A 24,976-nucleotide genomic window follows, 5' to 3' on the forward strand; every position below is an offset into this window, starting at 1 on the left:
ACAAGAATCACCAGAACCACGAAGGACAGCCATGCACATCGGAATCGTCGGCCTCGGAAAAATGGGCGCGAATATGCGCGACAGGCTTCGCGCGGCGGACCTCACGGTCACCGGGTACGACCGTAACCCCGACGTCTCAGACGTGGCGTCGACCGCCGATTTGATCGCGGCTCTACCCACTCCCCGCCTGGTCTGGGTCATGGTTCCGGCCGGCGCCATCACCACCTCGGTGATCGCCGACCTCGCCACCAAGCTCTCCCCTGGCGACCTGGTCATCGACGGCGGCAACTCCCGGTTCACCGATGACTTCACCCACGCGGCCCTCCTGGCCGAGCAGGGCGTGCACTACGTCGATGCCGGCGTCTCCGGCGGCGTGTGGGGACTCCAGAACGGCTTCGGCCTGATGGTCGGCGGCGATGCGGCCGACATCGAGCGGGCCATGCCGGTCTTCGACGCGCTGCGCCCGGCCGGCCCCCGCGAAGAGGGCTTCGTGCACGCCGGCAAGGTCGGCGCGGGCCACTACGCCAAGATGGTGCACAACGGCATCGAATACGCGCTCATGCAGGCCTACGCCGAGGGTTTCGAATTGCTCGAGAAGCGCGACGACCTGGTGCACGACGTGCCCGGGATCTTCACCGCCTGGCAGCGCGGCACCGTCGTGCGCTCCTGGCTGCTCGAACTGCTGGTGCTCGCGCTCAAGGACGACCCGAAGCTGGCCGACATCGAAGGCTACGTCGAAGACTCCGGTGAAGGCCGCTGGACCATCGAAGAGGCCATCAACAACGCCGTGCCGGTGCCCGCGATCAGCGCGTCGATCTTCGCCCGGTTCACCTCCCGCCAGGAAGACTCACCGGCCATGAAGGCCGTCGCCGCGCTGCGCAACCAGTTCGGTGGCCATGCCATAAAGAAGGCAGACTGATCCGCTGTGCGGGTCACCCACCTTTCCCTGACCGACTTCCGCAATTATGCAGAAGCCGAGGTTCCGTTTCGGGCAGGCGCCAACCTCATCGTGGGGCGCAACGGCCAGGGTAAGACCAACCTGGTCGAAGCCCTCGGCTTCCTCAGCACACTGAGCTCGCACCGGGTCTCCCAGACCGGAGCCATGGTGCGCTCCGGCCAGGACGCCGCGATCATCCGGGCCCGGCTCGAGCACAACGGCCGGGACATCCTCGCCGAGGTGCAGATCAACCGGTCCGGGCTCAACCGGGCGCAGATCAACCGGTCGGTCATCAAGACCCGAGACCTGCCACGATATTTCTCCAGCGTGCTCTTCGCCCCCGAAGACCTGGCCCTCGTGCGCGGCGATCCGTCCGGTCGCCGCCGGTTCCTCGACCAGCTGCTGGTTCTCCGGAGCCCCCGGATGTCCGGGGTGCTCACCGACTACGACCGGGTGCTCAAGCAGCGCAACACCCTGCTCAAGTCCGCACGGGCCTCCGGGTTGAAGACCACCCAACTGGGCACCCTCGACATCTGGGACGAACGACTCGTCGCCCTCGGGTCCGAGATCATCGACGCGCGCGCCGATCTGGTGGCCGAATTGCTGCCGCCGCTGCACGACGCCTATAAAGCGGTGGCCGGCGCCGACCACGGCCCCACCCTTGTCGCGTCGCTGAGCATCCTCGGCGCCGACGAAGAGTCCGACGAGGCGGCCTCCCCCGCCGCCCAGGCCGGCACCGGGTCGGAGACCGCCGACACCTTCCGCACCGCCCTGGCCGGGCTCCGGCGCAAGGAACTGGACCGCGGGATGACCCTGGCCGGCCCACACCGGGATGACCTGGTCTTCGAACTCAACGCCCTGCCGGCCAAGGGGTACGCCAGCCACGGCGAATCCTGGTCGTTCGCGCTCGCCCTCAAGCTGGCCTCCGCGGAGTTGCTGCGCCGGGAATCCTCCAGTGGCGATCCGGTGCTGATCCTCGACGATGTGTTCGCCGAGCTGGACCAGTCCCGGCGCCGGCGCCTGGCCGAAGCGGTGACCGGGTTCGAGCAGGTGCTGATCACCGCCGCCGTGTACGAGGATGTGCCCGCCGTCCTCGCCGCGCACACCATCCACATCACCGCCGGAGCCGTCGTGGACGGGCCCACCGGACCGGACGGCGCCTCCGATGGCTGAGCAGAGCGAGGCCGCCAAGGTCTACCTGCGCTTCAAGGACGTCTTCGGCGACCCGAACGCCAAACGGATGCGCGCCCGCCGCAAGCCCAGCGCCCAGATCGGGTCCAGTGTTCCGTTCGGCGCCGGCCGGGACCCCAAGGGACTGGGCGAGACCATCAACTCCCTCACCGCCCAGCTGGGTGGAACTCGCCGATGGCCCAGTCCGACCTACTCGCCTCGTGGATCGAACTAGCCGGTGAGGAGACCGCCAAACACTCCACCCCGGCCGGGATCGACGAGGGCATTCTGACCGTGCATTGCGAGTCCACCGCCTGGGCGACGCAGCTGCGAATGATGCGCGTGGAAATCATGACTCAGATCATGCAGAAGTTCCCCGACGCCGGTATCGCCGCAATTCGTTTTCAAGGGCCCAACGCGCCCTCCTGGAAAAAGGGTCCCAGATCAATCCCAGGGCGGGGTCCACGCGATACCTATGGCTAGGTAGCCAAAACAGGTCAACCATGCGAAATAAACGCGTCAAACGGCCGATTTGGCCTCTGGGGTGCGGGGTGTTTGGTAGGCTGAAGGGTCGCCTGTGCGACGGTCAGGAGCCCAATTTCACATGACAATTGAACCGAAAACCGAGCCGGAGCAGCACGCTTACGGCGCGGAAGACATCCAGGTTCTCGAAGGCCTTGAAGCTGTTCGCAAGCGACCCGGAATGTACATCGGTTCGACCGGTCCACGCGGTCTGCACCACCTGGTCTACGAGATCGTCGACAACTCCGTCGACGAGGCCCTCGCCGGATATTGCGACACCATCGACATCCGCATTCTCGCCGACGGCGCCGTGCGCGTGCAGGACAACGGCCGCGGTATCCCCGTCGACATCCACAAGGCCGAGGGCAAGTCCACGGTCGAGGTCGTCCTCACCGTGCTGCACGCCGGCGGAAAGTTCGGCGGCGGCGGTTACGCGGTCTCCGGTGGTCTCCACGGCGTGGGCAGTTCTGTCGTGAACGCCCTCTCCAGCCGCCTCGAGGTCGAGGTACGCCGGCAGGGCTATGTGTGGCGGCAGAGCTTCCACAACGGTGTGCCCAACGAATCTCTGCACCAGGACGAGGTCTCGGACGAGACCGGCACCACAATCACCTTCTGGCCGAGCAGCGAGACGTTCGAGACGATCGAGTTCGACTACGAGACGCTGCGCGCCCGCTTCCAGCAGATGGCGTTCCTGAACAAGGGCCTGCGGCTCACGCTCACCGACGAACGTCCGGAGAGCCGCGACGCCGAGGACAAGCCGATCACCAACTCGTTCCTCTACGAGCAGGGCCTGATGGACTACGTGGCCTACCTCAACCGGGCCAAGAAGGCCGAACTGGTCAACGAGGAGATCATCTCGTTCGAGTTCGAGGACACCGAGAAGAAGATCGCCCTCGAAGTGGCCATGCAGTGGACAACCGCATACACCGAGAGCGTGCACACCTATGCGAACACCATCAACACCCACGAGGGTGGCACGCACGAAGAGGGCTTCCGCGCCGCACTGACCACACTGGTCAACAAGTACGCACGCGAAAAGGGCATCCTCAAGGAGAAGGACGACAACCTCTCCGGTGACGACGTGCGCGAGGGCCTGACCGCCGTCGTGTCGATCAAGCTCGCTGAGCCGCAGTTCGAGGGCCAGACCAAGACCAAGCTCGGTAACACCGAGGCCAAGGCGTTCGTGCAGCGCGTGGTCGGCGACCAGCTCTCCGACTGGTTCAACCGCAACCCGGTGCAGGCTCGCGAGATCATCCGGAAGTCGCTGCAGGCCGCCACGGCCCGCATGGCAGCCCGGAAGGCCAGGGAAACCGCCCGCCGCAAGGGCCTGCTCGAGGGCGGCGGCATGCCCGGCAAGCTCAAGGACTGCCAGAGCAAGGATCCCGCCGCATCCGAGATCTTCATCGTCGAGGGTGACTCGGCCGGCGGCTCCGCCGTTCAGGGCCGCAACCCCGAGACCCAGGCGATCCTGCCGCTGCGCGGCAAGATCCTCAACGTGGAGAAGGCCCGGCTCGACCGCGCCCTCGCCAACGCCGAGGTGCAGGCCATGATCACCGCGTTCGGTGCGGGCATCGGCGAGGACTTCAACCCGGACAAGGTGCGGTACCACAAGATCGTGCTGATGGCCGATGCCGACGTCGACGGCCAGCACATCACAACCCTGCTGCTCACCCTGCTGTTCCGCTACATGCGCCCGCTGATCGACCTCGGTTACGTGTACCTCGCCCAGCCGCCGCTGTACCGGCTCAAGTGGGCCAACTCGGCCCACGAGTACGTCTACTCCGACGCGGAGCGGGACGCCCTGCTCGCCGACGGCGCCGCCGCCGGCAAGCGGATCCCGAAGGACAACGGCATCCAGCGCTACAAGGGTCTGGGCGAGATGGACTACAAGGAGCTGTGGGAAACCACGATGGCCCCCGAGTCCCGCACCCTGCTCCAGGTGACCCTGGACGACGCGGCAGCCGCCGACGAAATTTTCTCCACCCTGATGGGCGAAGACGTCGAATCCCGACGCAACTTCATCCAGAAGAATGCGAAGGACGTGCGTTTCCTTGACATCTGACGACACCACCGGCGGCGTGCCCGTCGAACCGGGCAACACCGTGGAAGCGGCCGACGCCGCTGCGGCAGCCAAGCACCTCACGCAGCACGGCAAGATCGACCAGGTCGACCTGCAGCTGGAAATGCAGCGCTCCTACCTCGACTACGCGATGAGCGTCATCGTCGGACGTGCGCTGCCGGACGTGCGCGACGGCATGAAGCCCGTGCACCGCCGCGTGATCTACGCCATGTACGACGGCGGCTACCGCCCCGACAAGGCGTTCTCCAAGTGCGCCCGCGTCGTCGGCGACGTGATGGGCCAGTTCCACCCGCACGGTGACTCCTCCATCTACGACGCCCTCGTGCGCCTCGTCCAGCCGTGGAGCCTCCGCTACCCGCTGGCGCTGGGCCAGGGCAACTTCGGCTCCCCCGGCAACGACGGCGCCGCCGCCCCGCGATACACCGAAACGAAGATGGCCCCGCTGGCCCTCGAGATGGTGCGCGACATCGACGAGGACACCGTCGACTTCCAGGACAACTACGACGGCCGCACCCTCGAGCCCACCGTGCTGCCCAGCCGCTTCCCGAACCTGTTGGTGAACGGCTCCGTCGGCATCGCCGTGGGCATGGCCACCAACATCCCGCCGCACAACCTGCGCGAGGTGGCCGCCGGCGCCCTCTGGTACCTTCAGAACCCCGACGCCACCCGTGAAGAACTGCTCGAAGCGCTGATCCAGCGCATCAAGGGCCCGGACTTCCCGACCGGTGCGCAGATCCTGGGCATCAAGGGTATCCAGGACGCCTACCGCACCGGCCGCGGTTCGATCACGATGCGCGCCGTGGTGAGCATCGAAGAACTCCAGGGCCGCACCTGCCTGGTCATCACCGAGCTGCCGTACCAGGTGAACCCCGACAACCTGGCGATCAAGATCGCCGACCTGGTCAAGGACGCCAAGATCACCGGCATCGCCGACATCCGTGACGAGACCAGCGGCCGTACCGGCCAGCGCCTGGTCATCGTGCTCAAGCGCGACGCGGTGGCCAAGGTCGTGCTCAACAACCTCTACAAGCACACCCCGCTGCAGGAGAACTTCGGCGCGAACATGCTCGCGATCGTCGACGGTATCCCGCGCACCCTCGCCCTGGACGGCTTCATCAGCGCCTGGGTCGCCCACCAGATCGACGTCATCGTCCGCCGTACGCAGTTCCGGTTGAACAAGGCCGAGGCGGATGCCCACATCCTGCGCGGTTACCTCAAGGCGCTCGACGCGCTCGACGAGGTCATCGCCTTGATCCGCCGCTCCCCCACCGTGGACGACGCCCGCGAGGGCCTGATGGAGCTACTCACGGTCGACAAGCTCCAGGCCGACGCGATCCTCACCATGCAGCTGCGTCGCCTGGCCGCTCTCGAGCGCCAGAAGATCATCGACCAGGCCGCCGAACTCGAACTGCAGATCGTCGAATTCAAGTCGATCCTGGCCAGCCCCGAGCGCCAGCGCAGCATTGTCAGCGACGAACTGACCGAGATCACCGCGAAGTTCGGAGACGACCGTCGCACCGAAATCATGTTCGGTTTCGACGGCGACATGTCGGTCGAAGACCTCATCCCCGAAGAGGAGATGGTGGTCACCGTCACGCGCGGCGGCTACATCAAGCGCACCCGCAGCGACAACTACCGTAACCAGCACCGCGGCGGCAAGGGCGTCAAGGGCGCGCAGCTGCGCGCCGATGACGTGGTCGAACACTTCTTCGTCACCACCACCCACCACTGGCTGTTGTTCTTCACCAACACCGGTCGGGTCTACCGGGCGAAGGCGTATGAGGCTGTCGAAGCCGGCCGTGACGCCAAGGGCCAGCACGTCGCGAACCTGCTCGCGCTGCAGCCCGGCGAGGAGATCGCCCAGATCCTGGACATCCGGGACTACGGTGTGGCCCAGTACCTCACCCTGGCCACCCGCGAAGGCCTGATCAAGAAGACCGCGCTCAGCGAGTACGACACCAACCGCACCGGCGGCATCATCGCGATCAAGCTGCGCGAGGGTGACGAACTCGTCTCCGCACTGCTCGTCGACGAAGACTCCGACCTGCTGCTGGTGTCGAAGAAGGGCATGTCGATCCGGTTCACCGCGTCCGACGAGGCCCTGCGCCCCATGGGACGCAGCACCTCCGGTGTGATCGGCATGCACTTCCGCGGCCAGGACAGCCTGCTCGACGCCTCCGTGGTCGCCGATGACGGTTTCGTCTTCGTCGTCACCGAGGGTGGTTACGCCAAGCGCACCTCGGCCGATCAGTACCGTCTGCAGAACCGCGGCGGCCTGGGCATCAAGGTCGCCAAGCTCAACGACGACCGCGGCGACCTGGTCGGCGCGCTCATCGTCGACGAGGAAGACGAGGTGCTCGTGGTCCTTGCCAGCGGCAAGGTGGTACGCTCTGACGTCGCCGAAGTGCCGGCCAAGGGCCGGGACACCATGGGTGTCGTTTTTGCAAAATTCGCGGACGAAGACAGGATCATCGCCATCGCGAAGAACACCGAACGCAATCTGGTCGCCGAAATTGAGGCTGCGCCGGAGAGTGAACCGGGGAAAGTAGAATCAGCAGATGAGTAGTGTTGCCGAGAAACTGGCCAAGAAGTCGAGTCGAGGTGCAATGTCGTCCAAGCAGGTACGTCTGAAGCTCGTCTACATCGATTTCTGGTCCAGCGTGAAGCTGTCTTTCCTGATCGCTGTGTGCCTGGCCGTCGTGACCATTGTCGCGACGTTCCTGACCTTCACTGTGCTCAACGGCACGGGCATCTTCACCGAGATCGACGCGCTGTACACGGATATCGCCGGGAGCGCGTCTGAGCTCACGACCATCCTGTCGATCGGTAACGTCATGGGCTTCGCCGTGGTTGTGGCCGTCATCAACACCGTCGTGATCACCGCCCTGGGCGCGATCTTCGCGGTTCTGTACAACCTGAGCGTCAAGGTCACCGGTGGCCTGCTCGTCGGATTCACCAACAACTGACCGTCGGATGCCCGATCGGGGCCGGTAACGGCCTCGATTGGGACTTTTCGCCGGTTTCCGGTAGTCTCAAATCTGCCCAATAGGGGGATATAGCTCAGTTGGTTAGAGCGCTTCGCTGATAACGAAGAGGTCCCAGGTTCAAATCCCGGTATCCCCACGTAGTACTCACGTAGCCTTACATCTCCGCCAGTTCCCTCCTCGTGAGGAACCGGTTCGGGGCCATAGCTCAATTGGTAGAGCGCCTGCTTTGCAAGCAGGAGGTCCGGGGTTCGATTCCCCGTGGCTCCACAGTTCGATCTCCACTCGGAATTCGGTGGGTTGCTCACCACATATCGGGATCTACCCTGATCAAGAGCCATTTCCTGAACAGGAGATGGCTTTTTTGCTTGGCTAGAGCTTGTCAGAGGCAACACGCTCACTGGTAGCACTTCGGTGATTCTGGGTAGCAATGCGTGTGTTGTCGCGTGCGCCTCGTGTGCCCCGCAATCTCGCGGGACTCAATCGCCCAATTCTGCCGGTGCGCCCTGAGTGCGCCCCGTGGTGACTTTGGGCTCGGGCGCTGGTGGCGGTTGCACTCAAGTCCCGCTCAGCGTTGCTATAAGTGCCAGGAATATATGAAAACCTCCGCGCCGGCCCTGGGAGCGGTGAATTGAGTATTTGGGAGGGCCCAGGCGAAGGGGAGTCTTACGCTTTGCGCCGAGGTGCTCATCACTGATGGATTGCCGCGTCTGTCAGGTTAGAGATTGCTTCGGCCCTGCCATGGAGAGCCGCAGGTTCGCGGGGTCGGATGTCGCTGGGGTGGGGGTCCCAAATTATGGGTGTCCGACCCTGGGAATAGTCCACCATCACTCGTAGCCTTTCACTAGCGTTCGTAGCCAAACGGATCAACCACGGTGTGCACGCAGTGCCTGGCACACACGAACGACATTCTGAATCCGCCCTCGCCTCAGGAATGCAATCATGCGCGCACTCGGCGCCTGTCCTATCCTCGCCCTCGGGTCACCGAGCGTGATCTCGACGTTGTCGGGGATTGCTATGTGGCCGTCATGATCAGGAGAGGAGTTGCCGACGCAGGTCACGTCCCGATCTCCGCCAGTTTGACGTAGCTTCCAAAACCGCTCAGCGCCGCGTAGAGCGTCTGAAGGGACGCCCCGATCCTTGCGGGCCACTTTGGCCTTCGAGACCTCTACAGCAACCCTCTGGCTCGCCTCTGAGGCTTGGTCTGCCGTGAGCTCAGGCGTCCGGTCGTAGACGCCCTTGATTTTGGAGATGGCAATATCCTCGGCCTGACACCCCCGGATCGTCTTTCGTTCGAGCTCGGCAATCGCGACGATGACGGTCATCATGAACTCTCCCTGAGGCGTTTCGGTATTCCGGGCCGGGTTGTTGACGAACTCCAGCGTGACGCCCTTGACATGAGCGTCGCGACTAGTGCAAACAGATCTGTGTTCGATCGGGCGAGTCGGTCGAGGGGACTGCACGCGCACAGTGTCGCCATCGTGAACTGAGCATTTCGTGGAGCTAAGCACGATTGAGGGAACTCTTACCCAAGATCTTCACCGAGAGGAGGCAATCCACGTCGCCGAGGGCGATGAGTTGCCGGACTTCATTCTGTTCGTCGGCACTTTCACGGCGTAACCTGTGGAGTTTGGCGCAACCCGGCGGTGTTCTTTCATCGCTTTGTGTCGCTGGTTGCCGATGGCGATGACGCTGGCGCCCGCTTCGATGACGTAATAGAAGCCGGCCTGGTTCACGCGTCTAGGACCGAAGGATTCGTAGTGGTTCGAGATCCGACGAGTTACCCCCGTTACTTTCTTCGTAGCCCTTGATCGTGTAGTTATGTGAGGGTGTTGGCCTGTCAGGCCCGGCATGGTTCTTGCCCCCAGTCGCCCATGATCCGGGGGGTGTTGTCACCGGGCCTGACTGGTATCAGGTGATCGCTGATAGGGGCTGGACCGGGACATGTCCCAGGCCGTTCGTAACGTGGATGCCGAGACTTGATGCCGCGATTCAGGCCAACTTTGTCGAACCTGAGACGGAGGATTCATGATCGAGAACTACGACAGCGTCGACGTCTTCATCGGCGTGGACGTCGGCAAGGGAGAACACCACGCGGTCGCCCTCGACCGGGCCGGCCAGCAACTTTTCGACAAGGCGCTGCCCAACGATGAGACCAAGCTGCGCGAGCTGATCGGGCAGCTGAAACGACACGGCCAAGTCTTGTTCGTCGTCGATCAGCCCGCGACCATCGGCGCCTTACCGATCGCCGTCGCCCAGGCCGAAGACGTGCTCGTGGGCTACCTACCTGGCCTGGCCATGCGACGCATCGCGGACCTGCACGCCGGCGAAGCCAAGACCGACGCCCGCGATGCCGCGATCATCGCCCAGGCCGCCCGGAGCCTCCCGCACGCGCTCCGGTCGCTGCAGCTCGCCGACGAGCAGGTCGCGGAGCTCTCGATGCTCTGCGGCTTTGACGACGATGTAGTTGGCCAGATCACCGCCACGAGCAACCGCATCCGCGGTCTCCTCACCCAGATCCACCCAGCGTTGGAGCGGGTTCTCGGCCCGCACTTGGATCACCCAGCGGTTCTGGATCTGTTGCAGCGCTACCCGACGCCAGCGGCGATGAAAACGGCCGGCACGGCCCGCCTCGGCAACCGGCTAGTGAAGCTGGCGCCACGCATGGGCCGCCGCCTCGCAGACGAAATCACCCGGGCGCTCAGCGAGCAGACCGTCGTGGTCACTGGCACGAACGCCAGCAGCATCGTGCTGCCCAGACTCGCCGAACAGCTCGCAGCGCTCCGCCGGCAACGGGACGAGATCGCGGTCGAAGTAGAACGGCTCGTGGAGGCTCACCCTCTTCACCCCGTCCTGATCAGCATGCCCGGAGTCGGGATCAGGACCGCCGCCAGACTCCTCACCGAAGTCTCGGGCAAGGACTTCGCCACCGCCGGCCACCTCGCCGCCTACGCCGGCCTCGCACCGGTCACCCGCCGCTCCGGCAGCTCCATCCGCGGCGAGCACCCCTCCCGACGCGGGAACAAGATCCTCAAACGAGCCCTGTTCCTCTCCGCCTTCGCCGCGCTTCGCGACCCGCTCTCACGCGCCTACTACGACCGCAAAATCGCCCAAGGCAAACGCCACAACCAAGCCCTCATCGCCCTCGCCCGCAGACGCTGCGACGTTCTCTACGCCATGCTCCGAGACGGCACCCTCTACCAAGCCGACCATCAACTCGCCGCTTGACAAAAACATAGGGGCACCCCCCCGCCCGGGCGAAGACCCGCCCACCACGCATTACCTCATCGGTCCGGAGCTATTTGTCCACGCTGTTTCGGCATGCGCCAATGGATCGCCGAGGACGCCGAGGCCGACGTACCACGGCTGGCCGAATTCCGCAGTCCTCAAAAGGCCGACGTGCGCGTGCCAATGGGCATCCATAGGTTTTAAACCGCACGGAAAAGGGCGCTGGCGAGATAGAGGGATTGCGATCGCAGCATTCTGCGTACACGCCATGATCGTCTGTCCCGAGTCGTCGCCAGACTATCTGGGGCTGGTTCCGGGGGTGACCTTTTGGGGGCGCACGCCCACTGAGTACGTGGCTTCCGACGGTAAATATGCAATCGGATGAGTGAAAGATTCTGAATTGGGGGATTCGAATGATGAAAAAAGCGATAAGCGCATTCTCGATTGGTGCATGCGTGACCGTTGTACTCGGGGTGGTGTTTTGACTGCCCCAGCGTACGGAGCAGAGCCCCGCGGTAGTGATATTCCAGACGCGACATCGGCTCTAGACGGCACGTTTCAGACCCAGGATGGTGCTGCGGTCGAGATCGTGTCAGACGACCTGGACCAAGGCGAACGCGTTGTCCAGGGGCTAACAAGCAACGGCGTTGCAGTGCGCTTCCTGGTCCAATCGACAAGCGTTTCAGATGCCGATCGAGACGCTATCAAACAAGACCTGGCCGGTCCAACGGACCCTCAAACAGCTACTGACTTTGGCGAAACGACCAAGGGTGTCGAAACGTTCAATGTCACCGCGGAGCCACTGTCGCCGGACTTGATATGGGAACCAGTTAGCGTGATCGCCAGTACGCCATCGGCTGCGTCAATCGCATGGACAGCAGGCGAATTCACCGCCAAGGTGCCAGAAGTCGGCAGCGAGCAGAGCCGCGGGGGCGAAGTAATTCTGGAGGAGCTTGAGCCCGGAAGCCCCTACTCGGCGGAGCTCGAGTCATCGGAGACCGAGCTCGTCGACGAGCAACTTGCGACACGAACTCGCACTGTCGAGTTCCAGACTCTGCCAGAACAAGCCACACGCGACGACATGTCTCTATTCACATATCAAAACTGGACAACGGCGTACATCCACAAGACGTTTATTCCGGACGCCACAGTCGATGCGATTTATTGTGGACAACCTTCTAATACCTTCGGCGGCGACAATCGCTCTTACAGAACCCCCTCCTTTGATGCCCCGAACGAAGATCCGGACTATCGAACGATGATGTTTGGGAATGTTAACTGGGACAACCCAGCTCCCTACGACTTCATCTGGACACGTGGAATCGGCGCGTCGAAGATCTACAATTCCGGCGGTGGGCTAGTAACCACACTCTATGCAGGCGCAGATGACATGGTGGTGAAGGAAATTTCGGTGGGTTCTTCGTATGCCAAGGCCTACTTTGATCACTCGTCTTCAAACCCTCACTGCTCGTTTTTCGACGTGAACTACGGTGGAGTTATTCGCTACGCCGAGTGGGTAGAGTTCTACCGAAGCGGGACTGTTGCCGTAGACGGGTACCGGTTTAAAGCTCCGGCTCACGAAATGTACGCTCGATTCAATACAGCTTCCGGTTCTGATGTCTGGCGTACCATTTCTCACCGTCCGAACGAAGGCTTCCAGTGCTTGCTTGGCAATGGCGCTTGCGGGATGGATTTCTACCAAGCGAGCGCATCCTATTAACGATTTGACTGCATCTTCTCCTCGATATGCCAGCGTCGTCTCGGCGGCGCTGGCATTTCACTTCGGCGCGTTCCTGATTTTCCTCATCTGGATTCCCGCAGTCGGGGTGGGAGCCGTGTACCGGACGATTACTTCTACACCGACTCTGCACATGCGCTTGCGTTTCTCGCGTTTGGAGCGGTCTGCAGAATCCTGAGCAGCTCGGTTCTTCGTACCCGCACTTCGGCCTCCCGAGTCGTCCTCGGCGACCTCTGCGTCCTGCTGCTCGCCGTCGTGGTAATCGCCGCAATTGTCCTTCCCCTCGATAGTGCCAAGGTTGGGGTATTTGCAATCATGGTAATTCTCCTGTGGGGCATCCCCTTCACAGCCATAGTCAGTGGACTATCGCTCCTCGTCGAGCAGTATGCCTGGGTGCGGATTGTACTTATCGTTGTGTTAGTCGTGCACGTCGCTTCGTATGTCGTGGGACTGGCTTTCAAGATGACGAGTTGAGTGAATTCCTCAACTGACACGCTGAACGGCGGGCATACCGATGGAGCCCTGTCTGCGATTTTCTCTGCCCTGTACGTCTATTTGGGGTTCACCCCAATTGACACAGGACAATCAACGTTCTATTCGTGATCGAACGCAAAACTCTCGATCCATCGGACGAATACCCTGCAAGTATGGAACGTGCTGATCGCCTACCTCGACGAGTCCTACAACAAGGACTTCTACTACATTGCCGCTGCGGTCGCTCCCGTCGAGGCTTGGGAAGAGCTTGAAATATCCTTCGCTGAGATCAAGCGGAAGACATCGGACGCTCATGGCACTCCGATTGATGCCGAGCTTCACGGTCACGAAATTATGGGTGGCGAAGGCGAGTGGGCCCCTCTCCGGGGGAAGCATCGTGAAGCAGCCGGCATTTATATAGCCGCTCTGCGCCAAGCACGCGCGGCTGGCATTTCTTACCTCTTCAGAGGTGTGGACATCAACAGGCTCAATGCTCGCTACAAGTATCCAGAGCAGCCACACAGCGTCGTACTTGGACACCTGCTGGAACGAATTGACGACCATGCGCACAAGTGTAGGGAAACCGATCAAGTGATCGTCGTCGCGGACCAAGTTGCAACACAGGACGTCCACAAGAAGCAATTTGAGGGCTATCAGCTGACGGGGACGCCCGGCTATCGTTCGAACAAGCTTGCTCGCATATCGACGCCGATCAACTTTGCATCTTCACGTCATAGCGCCGGCCTACAGGCCGCGGATCTGGCGGCATACCTGCACCATCGCCGCAACACGGTTGTCGAAAATCACCCTGCTGCGCGATCAGCGATGCGCCGGCTGGTCAAAGAAGTTCTTCCCTCGACCGTTCATGATTGGACGTGGATCCCTTAAAAAACGAAGACCCCGCAATGCGAGGTCTTCGGCTGGCAACGTCCCGGTAGCCGGTCCGTTGTAAGACCCAATATAACGCCATATGGCTCAAGTTGGGACATTTGCCCACGGCGATCCTATCTACGCGCGCTGAGCCCCAAGCACCAACTCCAAACTGCCTATCGGTAGTTTGCCGCAAGATGTCTGGGTGGGCTTTCTGAGGGCACTGCGGCCGGAAAGAGGGGTGATTTAGCACCCATACTTGACACTATTCCGACTGAATCGAGGACAACCATGGGTAAGGCTAGCCGCAGGAAGCACGAGCAGAGGGCCGATGCTAGCTCTGCTGTTAACGCCGACCCAAAACAGGGCCAATAGTGCCGTTTGAAAACAGGACCACTATGTGTGTTTCTACTATGCCGTACCGGGCGCGGGCTGGTGGCTTTTGAGCCGGTAGCTGGTGCCTTTGAGGCTGATGACGTCGGCGTGGTGCACGATGCGGTCGATCATCGCGGAGGCGACGGTCGGGTCGCCGAACACTTCGCCCCAGAGCCCGAAAGACAGGTTGCTCGTCATGATCAGCGACGCGTGTTCGTATCGGCTCGCGACGAGCTGGAAGAACAAGTTCGCCGCGTCCTGATCGAACGGAATGTAGCCGACTTCGTCGCAGATTAGGACGCTGTAGCGGCGCAGCCGGGTCAGTTCCGCGGCGAGCTTGCCGCGGGAGTGGGCCTCTTGCAGGCGGGCGACCCAGCCCGTTGCGGTGTCGAAGAGGACCCGGTGGCCGTGCTTGGCGGCTTGAACGCCCAGTGCGACGGCGAGGTGGGTCTTGCCGGTGCCGGGCGGGCCGAGCAGGACCACGTTCTTCGCTTCGGTCACGAACGTGCTCGTGCCCAGGTGCGCGATCAGGTTCCGGTCCGCCGACGGTTGGTGATCAAAGTTGAAGTCCTCCAACGTCTTGTGGCCCGGGAACCGGGCGGCCTTGATCCGCAGGGCGGCGCCGGAGGCTTCGCGTTCGGAGACCTCGCGGGAGAGGACCGCGGCGAGGTATTCCTCGTGCGACCAGCCGGCGTCGCGGGCCTGGTCGCCGAGTCGCCGGAACGCGTCGCCGATCCTGGGTGCGCGCAGCGCGCGGGCGTAGTACTCGATCTGAGATGCCGTGGCGCTCATGCGATCAGGCCCAGATCACTCAGGCCGCGACCGGTATCAACACCGAACACGTCGTCGTAGGACGAGAGGCTGGCCGTCTCGACGAACGCGACGTGAGCTTGTGGGCGTTGATGGCGGTGCAGCGTCTGGAACTGGCGCCGCAGCACGGCCGCTTGGGCGACGTGGTCGGGGTCGGTGACGGTCAGCTGCCGGGCCCAGGCCCGCTCGTGAGTGGTCACGGTGACGCCGTTGTGAGAGACGTGGATGTGCTCGAGGTCAGCGGTCACGTCCACGAGCCGGCCGATTAACGCCGGTGCGACGGAGTAGTCGTTCGAGTGCACCCGAACGTAGTAATCCCGGGGCAACCTCACCGTGTTGCGGAACAAAACGTCCGGGACCACGGGCGAGAGCGGCCGCATCGCAGCCCGGTCCTGGCCGATCAGGTCGATCGGCCGCGCCCGCCTCGACCGGGAATGCCGCGAATTCGCGATCGGCAGCCAGGCTGTCATCTGCTCGTTGAAGTCCTGCGGTGACGCGAAGTCGCGGCCGGGCATGAACGACGACCGGAAGAACCGGTTTCGCCGCTCGACCATGCCCTTGGACTCCGGATCCCGTGCCTTGAGTAGCTTGACCTCCGTGCCCAGCGTCCCCGCGAACGCTGCCGTCGGCTCGGTCAGCTTGCCGCGGCCGATGCCCGTCTCGTTGTCCCAAACGAGCCGCTTCGGCACCGCCTGCGCAGCCTGCAACAGAGACCACATCCCGCCGAGCAGATCCGGTGTTTTCCGCGACGGCAACATCAACGCTTGGAAGAACCCCGAGAACGTCGACGTCATCACCAGCACCGGCGGCGTGCCCTCCTGCCCGTGGCCCAACGGCAGCGGCTCGTGCGGGAACCACAAGTCGCACTGGACCTGCTCCCCGGGCTCGTGAACGAGACGGTCCGCGGGATCCGGCGGCAGGTACTCGGGTCGGATCCCAGCGACCTTGTCGCGGAACACCGACGCCGAACCGGGCCAACCGACGCGCTCGGCCAACGTCGACGCGGGCATCGTCGGCGTGACAGCCAACAACGCCCGAACCCGCGGCGCGAACGCGTCGAAACTCGACCTGATTGCGGGCCGCTGGTACTTCGGCAGCCGGTCTGTCTCCAGCGCCCGCTCCACCGTTCCCCGCGAGACGCCGACGAGCCGGCCGATCTCCCGCTTCGAGTGCTCGCCCGTTGAAAACAGTTGGCGTATCGTCGCCCAATCGTCCATATTGATCACCTTCCATACTGGTCGGTGGCCCTGTTTTCAATCGGCGTTAATGGTCCTGTTTTCGGTCGGCGTTAACATCTGCACCTGCAGGCCAGCACGTCGCGGTAGCGATCACTGACGAGGACCAGGACGAGTGCATCGAGGTCACAATCTACGATGTTCGCCATTACTTACACACGACAACTGCCGAAGCGCTTCGCACTATCCTGCGTGGTTGTCTTGCGGAGTGGAGTGGCACACCTCGTACTGTCGGCACTGCACTGGGACGCGACCTCGGAATTTGTCAAGGTGAATGAGGCCAGCTTGAGTTTAGGCGGCTAGTTTCCGTTCGGCCTCCGCGACGGCGGGTTCGGCGGGTTGGTTGATCCAGGCTGGCCCGGGCAAAGCGAGGATCTTCGGGGCAGTGTTGCTGCTGAAGCGTTCCGGGTTTTGTGCGCGGGCTGCGGCGAGGACTTTGCCGCGTTCGATGGCGCGGCCGGCGGCGAGTCCGTAGTGGACGTCTGCGGGCGTGTTCAAGCCGATGCCGGTGTGGTGGTGGGTGTGGTTGTAGTCCTCGACGAATCGGTTCATGAAGAGGCGTGCTTCGCCGAGAGTGCCGAAGCGTTCCGGGAACACCGGCGCGAACTTGAGCGTCTTGAACCACGCCTCGGAGTACGGGTTGTCGTTGCTGACCCGAGGCCGCGAATGCGACTTCGTGACCTCCAGGTCGGAGAGCAGCGCGGCCACGGTTTTCGAGGTCATCGAGGTGCCGCGGTCGGCGTGAACGACGTGGGGAACGCCGTGGATGCCGAAGGTTTCCTTCATCATCTCGACCGCGAGCTGGCCGGATTCTGAGGCGTGAACGTAGGCGCCGACGATGTAGCGGGAGTAGATATCGATCATGACGTAGCAGTCGAAGTAGCGGCCTTTGACGGGCCCGGCGAGCTTGGTGATGTCCCACGAGTAGACCTGGCCGGGCCCGGTCGCGACCAGTTCCGGGATCGCCCGGGCAGGGTGGCGGGCCAGGCGGCGGCGTTCCTTGACGAGCTTGTTCGCCGCCAGAACCCGGTAAATCGTGGAGATCGATGCCAGATACACGCCCTGATCCAACAGCCGGGCATAGATCTGAATCGGCGCCAGATCCACCAGCGGCGGCGAGGTCACCAGGGTCAGGATCCGCGCCCGCTCAGCCTGACTGAGTTTGTTCACCGGCACCACTGCGGCCCGCAGTATCGGGGTTTGGACCGGTGTTCGCGTCGCGGTGGCCCGAGACACTCCGGCCAGCCGGGCCGCAGCACGGGTGGGGACATTTGCGGCGGTGAGGTCGCGGTAGACATTCATCAGGATCTCGTGTGCGGGGGTTCGTCCCGCGAGCTCTTGGACAACTGCTCCAAGAGCTCGTGTGCTTTTCCCATGATCGTCAGCGCTACTTCCGTGGTCGCTAACCGCTGCTCCGACTTCGCCAACTGCCGGCGCAACTTCGCGATCTCGGCTTGCTCAGCGCTGAGCCGGCCGATCTTCTCACCGGGCTGTTTACCCTCAAGAACGCCCGCGTCGCGAAGCTTTCGCCACTCGGTGATCTGCGACGAGTAGATGCCCTGCTCCCGCAAATACGCGCCGCCCTCGTTACGGGTGATGGCGTCGTCATACGCGGCTAAATGCTCAAGCTTTTGCGCGGGCGTGTAGGACCGGCGGGGTGTGGGACCACCGGACCTGGGGCCGGGACTTCGGTTACTCATGGAACTATCGTCGCGCACGACGATCAACGATGGGCTGGACATGATCGGGGACTTCCTGGTTCTCGCCCTACATCAAACGGCGGACTTGCTCTGAGCTACTGGCCTCACCCAACCCTGACACGTAGGGGCGGGCCTATGGGAATGGCGTTTTCCTACAACTCCCTTAAGCCTTCCAACGCGGGCCTTCGGGGGGAGTACTTTGATGCGGTGTCGCCCGGAGCGACCACGGCGACGTTCGACTTTGACAACAAGCCCACACGTTTGGTGAGGACCGACGCGAATATCCAATTCAACTGGGACCAGGGCTCGCCTGGGCCCGGTGTCAACGTAGATCATTTCTTGGCCCGCTGGACCGGCTATATCAAGGCCCCCGTAGGACAATCCGGTAACTATCAGTTCGGCTACGTCCGTGACAACGGAATCAGGGCATGGGTAGGTACAACCCAAGTCATAAACAATGCCTGGGACAATGCTGCACCACCCCTGACCTGGGCAGGTTCCACGGCGTTGACCGAAACTCCCCAACCAATCAAGGTCGAGTACTTCGACGACGCCGATGTGGCACAAATCCAGCTCTGGGCCCGCAAAGACGGAACCGGCGCGGGGTTCGTCGTCCCCGCAAGTTGGTTCAGCCGCTCTACGGACACGCTGCCAGCCGGCTGGTCGAGCTCCACACCGCTTGCAGGATCAGCCAGCTACTACTCCAGCGTCCAGAAAAACGAGAATTCGCTCGTTTTCACCGACACAACCGGCGGAGTGCACACGTACACACGGAAGGCGGCGGGCAGCTACGCTGCACCAGCCGGTGAAGCTGGCGTCGTTGCGGTCGACACGACAGGTCAAGTCTCTCTGACTGATGACGCGGGGACCACAACGATCTTCAATGCCCTGGGCAAAGTGGCAGCTGCAACCAGCCCCGCAGAAGCGCTCAAGCCCGCCGCACCCGTCGTGTCGTACCGGTCGGACACCGGAACGGTGGACCGGATCTCAGATCGGCTATCCGTTGTATCTGGTTCTTCTCCGGCGTCATACTCGCGCGAAGTGCGCTTCGTGTACTCCGGTGACGACGCCAACCAGACCGGGCTCGCAGGGGCTGACCTCGCGAACGGTGTTTGCAACGTCACCAGTCCGTTCTCCGCCCCACCGGCTGGGATGCTCTGCCGCATCGTCTACCCCGGGCACGTTGCGGGCTCCAACGATCTGACGACGTTGTTGTACAACGCCAATGGCCAGTTGGCGCGCATCGTGGATCCGGGTAACGAGATCAGCACGTTCTCCTATGGTGCCAATGGTCTGCTCGCCACCATTCAGGACAGCCTTGCCAGCGACTGGTTACTTAATGATTCCTCCCGCGTGTCAGGGGAGGCGAACCGCACGAACATCGCATACGACGCCTCCAATCGGGCCATCTCCGTCGCGCTGCCCGCACCAGACGGCGTCACCCTCGGTACCCAACCAATGAGGAACTACGCCTACGCCGGAGGAACAACCTACGTCGACTCTGCGGGACTCATCGTCCCGGCCACAGCTCCCTCTAATGGCCACGCCCTGACCGTGACCTATGACAGCGCATACCGGACACTATCTTCCACCTCTGCGTTGGGACTAACAGCCCGGACCGAGTGGAATACCAATGACCAACAGCTGTCGACCACGGATGCCCAGGGACTCAAGTCCACCGTGCTCTATGACGTTCGGAATCGTGTTACTGACAGCTACGGTCCAGCGCCGGCGAGCTGTTACAACGCTGATCGAACCGTCACCGCGGCGTGCTCCAGCACCACGGCCCACACCACAACGAGCTATGACCAATTCATGCAGAGTCTCAACGTGGCCTACTACGAGAACGCCACGCTCACCGGGGCGCCCAAGAGGTACGGCTTGGGTATCGGATCTGCAGATGGCACCATCGCGGCGAATTGGGGGAGCGGATACCCGGCCTTCATCTCCACTGACGCCTTCTCGGCCCGCCTCACAGGCACCATAACTTTCCCCGCCGCAGGACAATACGATTTCGAGACGTTCGCTGATGACGGCACCCGGGTCTGGGTTGACAACCTGCTAGTCGTTGATAACTTCGTAAACCAACCCGAACATTGGTCCACAGCTGGTACGTTCACGGCCACAGCGGGCCAAACCGTGCCCATACGCGTCGACTATACCGACCAAGGCGACCTCGCTCGACTTGAGCTCTACTGGAAAGCCCCTGGGCAGTCCAGGTCCCTCATCCCAGCCTCGGCACTCAAACCCGATTATGGCCTCGCCACCAGCACCACGACTGAAGACGGAGCACCAGCATCGGACGCCACCGTCACCTCTGCCCAGGCTCCCGACCTCACGGTCAGAACCGAGTTCGGAGACTCTCCCTGGCTCAGCCTGCAGACTGCCACAACGGTGGATCCCACCGGCGAGGGACTAACGACACAAACCACCTATGAAGACGGGACTGCCCCCGGTTTAGTTGACTCCTAACCTGTGGAGATTCGTCTTCGCTGGAAAGATGTCAACATGCCCAAGCCCTACCCACCCGAGTTCCGCCGTGACGTCGTTGCGGTCGCCCGGAAGAACGAAGCACCGCTGAAACAGATCGCGAAGGACTTCGGAATCTCCGAATCCTGCCTGGCGAACTGGCTGAAGAAAGCCGACGTCGAAGAAGGCGTCAAGCCGGGCGTGACCGAGAAGGAATCCGCCGAGCTGCGAGAAGCGAAGAAACGCATTCGACTGCTCGAGCAGGAAGCCGAGGTCATGCGCCGCGCTGTGGCCTACCTGTCCCGGGACGTCAACCCAAAATGATGTACCCGCTGGTCCTCGAACTGGCCGTCGACGGTGTTCCCGTCACGGTGACCTGCCGGGTCTTGCGCTTCTCTAAACAAGCGTTCTACCAATGGAAGCGCAACCCCGTCTCGCAGCGCGATTGGGACGACGCCCACCTCACCAACGCTGCCTGGGACGCCCACCACGATGACCCCGCGTTCGGCTACCGCTTCATCGCCGACGAACTCCACCAAGCCGGCCTCACCGCGGGCGAGAACCGGGTCTGGCGGATCTGCTCCCAGCAGCGGCTCTGGAGCGTGTTTGCGAAGAAACGTGGCCTCACGCGCAAGGCGGGCCCGCCCGTGCACGACGATCTCGTCGAGCGGAAATTCACCGCGACACGCCCGAACCAGCTTTGGCTGACCGACATCACCGAGCACCGCACGGACGAGGGCAAGCTCTACCTCTGCGCGATCAAGGACGTCTACTCGAACAAGATCGTCGGCTACTCCATCGACTCCAGAATGAAAGCCTCTCTGGCCGTCGCCGCTGCCCGCAATGCGATCGGCCAGCGCACCATCGCAGGCACGATCCTGCACTCCGATCGTGGCTCTCAATTCCGCTCGAACGCCTTCGTGCGGGTGCTGAAGAACAACGGCATCACCGGCTCGATGGGCCGCGTCGGCGCATGCGGTGACAACGCCGCGATGGAGTCATTCTTCGCGCTGCTACAGAAGAACGTCCTCGATCGGCAGCGATGGGCGACGAGGGATGAACTACGCCTCGCGATCGTTGTCTGGATCGAGCGGACCTACCACCGCAAGCGCCGGCAACGCCGCCTTGGCAAGCTCACCCCCATCGAGTTTGAGACAATAAACGTGGCCCTCAAAGCCGCGTGAAACCACTAACCCATTGAGTCAACTGAACTCGGGGCAGTCCCGACCCAGGAACGGGGTACCTTCGCAGAACTTCAAAAAAGCTCCCCGCAGCAGTCGCCGGTTCCAAACAGTTCGCCACGACCGGATACAACTACTCGTACTATGGCCCAGCACAGGGCTATAACGATTCAGGGTTTGAAGCCGGAATTGCGATCTGTGGGCTGCCCCTGAACTCACCCCAGTCGGGACTGCTGCGGAAAATCGACACTCCTTCGTCCTCAGCCACAAACGCACCGATAAGCACCTGGTTCGTCTACGACATCATGGGCCGCACCGTGGCAACGAAACGAACCGGCGATTCCGGTTGGTCTTGCATGGCCTATGACCTACGAGGCAGGATCACCTCCACCGCACTCCCCTCCAACGACACCTACGCAGCACGCAACACCATCGCCAAATACACCTCGGACGGCACCGCAACTGGTAACCCACTCGTCTCCTCGACCACGGATGGCGCCGTAAACGGATCACCCAACGGCAGCACCATCACCACGACCATTAACCTGCTCGGTCAGGTCGTGAGCTACCGCGACGTCTGGGACACCGTGACAACAGCTACCTACAACCGAATTCAGCAAGTCACCAAGTCGGAAACAGCCTCCGCGGGGACCACCAACAATCAAACGTTCGCTTACAACCTTGACGGCCAAGTTAACAAGGTGTCCGACAACAGCAACGTCCTTGCTGTCCCGGTCTATACGAACGGGTTGCTCTCCTCCGTCTCTTACCCGTCGGGAACAGGCAACGCCGGAAACGGTTCAGCCCTCACCGCCATCAACCGCAACAGCGCTGGCGCCACCACCGGCCTGAGCTGGTCCTTCCCCGGCCAGAACACCGTCACAGATTCTGTCACTCGATCACAGGCCGGCCGAGTGCTCCGCAACGTAGTCGGAGACGGAACCGCACAGAATGCGTCCGCGTACTCGTACGATGGCGCCGGACGACTAGTCAGCGCCGTTATACCCGGGCACACACTGCACTACACGTTTGATTCCCTGGCAGGCTGCGCCGCCGCCCCTTACGCCGCGATGGACGGAAACCGGACCTCAACGACAGATACCTATAGTTCCGTCACCACGACCACACAATATTGCTACGACCAGGCAGACCGGCTCCTTTCCACCACCGTCGCGAATCCAGTCGTGGGTGCAAACCCAGTCGCTGACGGTATCCCTGCAACAGGGATCGCATACGACGCCCACGGAAACACGACCAAGCTCGAGGACCAAACTCTGTCCTACGACGTGGCGGACAGACACCGCCGCACCGTACTAACCGACGGCACTGCGATCTCCTACATCAGGGACGCGACCGGTCGCGTCGCGTCCCGCACCACCACCCCACCAGCTGGCGCCGCCGTCACGATCTACTACCTATACGCCGGTGGGGGAGACACTCCCACCATCGTGCGAGAAGCATCCAACGGAGCAGGGCAGCGGATGTTGAACCTGCCTGGCGGCGTCTCTTTGGTGATGCCCGCAACCGGCGATCAGGTTTGGTCTTACCCAAACATCCACGGCGACATCGTCGTCACCGCAAACCAAGCTGCGATCAGGTCCGGCCAGTTCACATATGACCCGTTTGGCCAAGCCGTCGCGGGATCGACCGGCACTTCGACCAGCGATGACGCCGTGCCGAATGATCTTCCTGGAGACGCCGATTTCGGCTGGCTGGGAAGCAACGCCCGACTTTACGAACACCAAGGCACTGTTGCCACTATTGAAATGGGAGCTCGGCAGTTTGTATCCGCCTTGGGACGGTTCCTTTCTGTTGACCCTGTTGAAGGTGGTGTCAGCAATGCATACGACTACCCCGCTGACCCAGTCAACAATATGGATCTGAGCGGACAACGCCAAGACTGTGGGACGACAGCCTGCAACAACGCGTTCTACTCATCGCCTAAGAATCCGGCTCGGGGGCAACTGAAGGTTCCTCGTAGCGTTCCGCAAGGAAACGGCGTCCCGTCAAGCTACCGAACCGGTGCGCAATCGAGGTGGGATGACGCTGCTCACCGGCTTGACGGAGCATCGTTGGGTTGGGCTGGGGCATCCTTTGCACTGAGGGCCCTCCCTCCCATTTCTCTGACACTCGCCATTGGATCAGCCGCTACTGGCGCAGTGGCAACTGGGATCTACTGCATAGACGGAAACGGCACTGGGTGTGCTTTCGGTGTCATTTCCCTGGCGATCCCCGCCGCCGGAGTCGGCGTGACATCTGGCCTGCGTTACGCGGGCCGCGAAGCATGGACTATTGCGGCGGCCCAAGGGGCATTCAATGCTCTCGACAAATCCTGGCTAGGCTTCTCGGGTGCCTCGTATCAGTGGTGACCGCCGTGACGACCGTTCGACGACGCGCACGGAGATAGCATGAGAAGCCCGAAAGTACCCAGCGCTGCGTTCCCGCGACAGCGGCTCCGTTGGGGACGAGTCCTTGCCGCGGCCGCATTCCCGGCGGCGATCGCTATTCGTTCTTTGCTGATTCCGAGCTCTGACTTACTTGGCAATTTCATTGGTCCGATGCTTGGGGCGTTCACCTTTGCAATGGCCCTTGGAGCCATCGGTTACGGCTGGAACTTGATTGCCAAACGCAAGATGTTGAAGTCCATCGAGGAGCAAACAAGCAGTGGCGCAGAAGTTTTTGTCGTTCGAAAGTCTCGCGAGTTAGCCGGCCATCTTTCAGAGGTGGATGAATTCGCGGGAGCCCAGATAAAACAGCGATTTTGTAACTATGCGGCACTCACCGTCGAAGAAGATGGAATGGCGCTCTGGGACTGCCAGAGCGATGCCACATTGCTACTGTTTTGGGACTGGGCCGACGTTTCGAGTGTGGCACCAGTTCTTTCCGAGACCACCTTCGAATTCACCCGCGCCATGCAGATAACTCTGGCAAACGGGCTGAGTTTTCCACTAGTACTTCTGGACGGCGCGTTCCTGAACCTGAACCGACCGCTCAACGACGCTGCGTACGACGACTTGCTTCATCGACTTGAGGCCAAGACAGAGGGCACGAGCGAACGGAGTGGCGAGCGTGATGACCGTTAGGTTGCTCTCCCCTGGCTGTCACTGACGACCCAACTGCTCTGGCAGTCGCACGCCCGGCAGACGATCCCCAATTGGGCAATGGCAATTGCAACCGAGCCATCTCGAACCCCATCGTCGTGG

18 protein-coding genes and 2 tRNA genes are annotated in these 24,976 nt (G+C 62.3%); 16 read left to right on the top strand and 4 right to left on the bottom strand.

Annotated features, from left to right (window positions below):
- Positions 1–31 precede the first annotated feature (31 nt).
- The 9 genes from gnd (at position 32) to KY500_RS16575 (ending at position 7,963) form a co-directional block, all read left to right on the top strand.
- The gene (gnd, locus tag KY500_RS16540; protein WP_219901465.1) at positions 32–919 is read left to right on the top strand and encodes a phosphogluconate dehydrogenase (NAD(+)-dependent, decarboxylating); all 888 of its coding nucleotides are present in this window, start codon (positions 32–34) and stop codon (positions 917–919) included.
- A 6-nt stretch (positions 920–925) separates the two neighbouring features.
- Entirely contained in the window at positions 926–2,110 is a 1,185-nt protein-coding gene (gene recF / locus KY500_RS16545; protein ID WP_219901466.1) for a DNA replication/repair protein RecF, read from the top strand.
- Positions 2,103–2,342, top strand: a complete 240-nt coding sequence (locus KY500_RS19535; protein ID WP_255579477.1) for a hypothetical protein — start codon at positions 2,103–2,105, stop codon at positions 2,340–2,342. The genes recF and KY500_RS19535 overlap by 8 nt, the downstream gene beginning before the upstream one ends.
- Positions 2,303–2,590, top strand: a complete 288-nt coding sequence (locus KY500_RS19540; RefSeq protein ID WP_255579478.1) for a DUF721 domain-containing protein — start codon at positions 2,303–2,305, stop codon at positions 2,588–2,590. The genes KY500_RS19535 and KY500_RS19540 overlap by 40 nt, the downstream gene beginning before the upstream one ends.
- 121 nt (positions 2,591–2,711) lie before the next feature.
- Complete coding sequence (gyrB, locus tag KY500_RS16555) at positions 2,712–4,691, top strand: DNA topoisomerase (ATP-hydrolyzing) subunit B (protein WP_219901467.1); 1,980 nt, start codon at positions 2,712–2,714, stop codon at positions 4,689–4,691.
- Positions 4,692–4,731: 40 nt separating this feature from the next.
- Positions 4,732–7,275, top strand: a complete 2,544-nt coding sequence (gene gyrA / locus KY500_RS16560) for a DNA gyrase subunit A (RefSeq protein WP_255579956.1) — start codon at positions 4,732–4,734, stop codon at positions 7,273–7,275.
- On the top strand, positions 7,268–7,675 hold the full coding sequence (locus KY500_RS16565; RefSeq protein WP_066591452.1) for a DUF3566 domain-containing protein: 408 nt from the start codon (positions 7,268–7,270) through the stop codon (positions 7,673–7,675). Before gyrA ends, KY500_RS16565 begins: the two co-directional genes overlap by 8 nt.
- Positions 7,676–7,758: 83 nt before the next feature.
- Positions 7,759–7,832 (top strand) — tRNA-Ile (locus KY500_RS16570).
- A gap of 58 nt (positions 7,833–7,890) precedes the next feature.
- A tRNA-Ala gene (locus KY500_RS16575) sits at positions 7,891–7,963 on the top strand.
- A gap of 596 nt (positions 7,964–8,559) precedes the next feature.
- Here KY500_RS16575 and KY500_RS16580 read toward each other — a convergent pair.
- Complete coding sequence (locus KY500_RS16580) at positions 8,560–9,204, bottom strand: recombinase family protein (RefSeq protein WP_370626831.1); 645 nt, start codon at positions 9,202–9,204, stop codon at positions 8,560–8,562.
- Positions 9,205–9,721: 517 nt separating this feature from the next.
- Between KY500_RS16580 and KY500_RS16585 the strand changes: the two genes are divergently transcribed.
- The 3 genes from KY500_RS16585 (at position 9,722) to KY500_RS16595 (ending at position 14,021) form a co-directional block, all read left to right on the top strand.
- Complete coding sequence (locus KY500_RS16585; protein ID WP_219901470.1) at positions 9,722–10,921, top strand: IS110 family transposase; 1,200 nt, start codon at positions 9,722–9,724, stop codon at positions 10,919–10,921.
- A 385-nt stretch (positions 10,922–11,306) separates the two neighbouring features.
- Positions 11,307–12,641, top strand: coding sequence for a hypothetical protein (locus tag KY500_RS16590; protein WP_219901471.1), 1,335 nt, complete (start codon positions 11,307–11,309; stop codon positions 12,639–12,641).
- A gap of 672 nt (positions 12,642–13,313) precedes the next feature.
- Entirely contained in the window at positions 13,314–14,021 is a 708-nt protein-coding gene (locus KY500_RS16595; RefSeq protein ID WP_219901472.1) for a DUF3800 domain-containing protein, read from the top strand.
- Between the two features lie 393 nt (positions 14,022–14,414).
- Here the strand turns inward: KY500_RS16595 and istB are convergent, their stop codons facing one another.
- The 3 genes from istB to KY500_RS16610 all read right to left on the bottom strand — a co-directional run bounded on the left by istB (position 14,415) and on the right by KY500_RS16610 (position 18,123).
- The gene (gene istB, locus KY500_RS16600; RefSeq protein ID WP_219901473.1) at positions 14,415–15,170 is read right to left on the bottom strand and encodes an IS21-like element helper ATPase IstB; all 756 of its coding nucleotides are present in this window, start codon (positions 15,168–15,170) and stop codon (positions 14,415–14,417) included.
- Positions 15,167–16,405 carry an IS21 family transposase gene (gene istA / locus KY500_RS16605; protein WP_255579479.1) on the bottom strand — a complete coding sequence of 413 codons (1,239 nt, stop codon included), beginning with the start codon at positions 16,403–16,405 and terminating at the stop codon, positions 15,167–15,169. The genes istB and istA overlap by 4 nt, the downstream gene beginning before the upstream one ends.
- Before the next feature lie 309 nt (positions 16,406–16,714).
- Positions 16,715–18,123, bottom strand: a protein-coding gene (locus KY500_RS16610) for an IS3 family transposase (protein WP_219901474.1) whose coding sequence is annotated in 2 segments (ribosomal slippage) — positions 16,715–17,766 and positions 17,766–18,123 — 1,410 coding nt in all. Because the reading frame shifts where the segments join, the coding sequence is not laid out codon by codon here.
- Between the two features lie 141 nt (positions 18,124–18,264).
- Here KY500_RS16610 and KY500_RS16615 point away from each other — a divergent pair.
- The 4 genes from KY500_RS16615 (at position 18,265) to KY500_RS16630 (ending at position 24,856) form a co-directional block, all read left to right on the top strand.
- Positions 18,265–20,595 (top strand): PA14 domain-containing protein, encoded by a 2,331-nt coding sequence (locus KY500_RS16615; protein ID WP_219901475.1) that lies wholly within the window; start codon positions 18,265–18,267, stop codon positions 20,593–20,595.
- A 36-nt stretch (positions 20,596–20,631) separates the two neighbouring features.
- Positions 20,632–21,776, top strand: a protein-coding gene (locus KY500_RS16620; RefSeq protein WP_219901418.1) for an IS3 family transposase whose coding sequence is annotated in 2 segments (ribosomal slippage) — positions 20,632–20,911 and positions 20,911–21,776 — 1,146 coding nt in all. Because the reading frame shifts where the segments join, the coding sequence is not laid out codon by codon here.
- A gap of 302 nt (positions 21,777–22,078) precedes the next feature.
- A complete protein-coding gene (locus KY500_RS16625; protein ID WP_219901476.1) occupies positions 22,079–24,142 on the top strand; it encodes an RHS repeat-associated core domain-containing protein in 2,064 nt (687 codons plus the stop codon).
- 39 nt (positions 24,143–24,181) lie between these two features.
- Positions 24,182–24,856, top strand: a complete 675-nt coding sequence (locus KY500_RS16630; RefSeq protein WP_219901477.1) for a hypothetical protein — start codon at positions 24,182–24,184, stop codon at positions 24,854–24,856.
- Positions 24,857–24,976: the final 120 nt, after the last annotated feature.

This window comes from Cryobacterium sp. PAMC25264, assembly GCF_019443325.1.
Lineage (GTDB): Bacteria > Actinomycetota > Actinomycetes > Actinomycetales > Microbacteriaceae > Cryobacterium.